This window comes from Pseudovibrio axinellae (assembly GCF_900110875.1).
Classification (GTDB): Bacteria; Pseudomonadota; Alphaproteobacteria; order Rhizobiales; family Stappiaceae; genus Pseudovibrio; species Pseudovibrio axinellae.
In genome coordinates this window covers 1-1,083 of sequence record NZ_FOFM01000090.1, presented here as the reverse complement: position 1 = coordinate 1,083, position 1,083 = coordinate 1, and the positions used below count along the sequence as shown (strand labels likewise).

General features: G+C 48.8%; 2 protein-coding genes. One reads left to right on the top strand and one right to left on the bottom strand.

Features of this window, described 5'->3' with window-relative positions:
• On the bottom strand, positions 1-230 hold a 230-nt coding region (locus BMZ51_RS23845), incomplete at its 3' end, for a transposase (RefSeq protein ID WP_175485065.1).
• 536 nt (positions 231-766) lie between these two features.
• Here BMZ51_RS23845 and BMZ51_RS24435 point away from each other — a divergent pair.
• The coding region (locus BMZ51_RS24435) for a hypothetical protein (RefSeq protein WP_208979647.1) at positions 767-1,083 on the top strand (317 nt) is incomplete at its 3' end.

Sequence of the window (1,083 nt, the reverse complement as noted above, 5' to 3'; positions counted from 1 at the left end):
TACACGCTACGCAGTGTCAGGCACGCCGCAATGGCCAAATCAGAATACTTGCGTTGCCCTCCGCGAGTGGTCCGGCGCTGCGCTGACCACTCCTTCCCAATCTCACGGTTGACCCAGATCGTCAAATCACCACGATTACGAAGACTTTCGTTATAGGCACGCCAGTTCGTGACACGATATTTCTTCTTGTCAAATTTGTGACGACGGCTGGCGTTGAATTTGTGGGGCATCGGATAGCTTTATGAAGACGAACAAGCCTTCTAATTACAGACACTGAGCGACCCCTGCAACAAGGCCCCTGTATGCCGTCTTCTTCTACGTTCGCTATTCGCTTTCCTACCGCGACCTGAAGGAGATCATGCACAGCGTCGGCGCAGCGCGCCTTGTCGAGAGGGTCATTGAGCTGGGTAACAGCGTAATTGCTGACACTGTTCAGTTTGCTGAAGAGCACATGGATTTGGCTGTGGCTTAGGCAAAAAGAGTTCAAGGCAAATCAACTGGGTTCGAAAAAATGTGGACCAGTAGTCCAAGGCATATCATTCAACTTCTGCGTAGTTGTGCAATCTTCCGCTATTGCTATTTTCCCGCATCAAATATCGATAGCGGTGCATGCCTGACACCCTATTAGACGAAATTGCTAGAGGCAGGAAAACTGAGCGTTAATAGCTCGAGGGCTCTGCGAAAGCTAGGTAAGGCACATTTGCCCAATGAGCACATCGAGATAGTCCGGAAATCGAAGTAACTGGAATCAGTTAGGAAGCAAAAAATGAGAAAAATTGTCATCGTGCTGCTAGCGCTACTGTGTCTCCCTGCACCAGTCTTAGCTCACATTGAGGTGTCGAGTGCTGAAGATATCGATCAGATTGGAATAATAAGAACCTGCAAATATGGGCTCAACAGCGTTGGAGATACAAGCGGCGTCCTCAGATTGTGGGCTCTTCAAGAATTTGGGGACCAAACAAGCCTAATAGTGGCTGAGTGGGAAGACATCCAAACTAATTTGCGAGGGCGTATTGGCTTCTTGGTTAATTATATTTTGATGGGTGAGGGTGGTTTCGATTCGGGCCGCGTGTTTGTCACTAC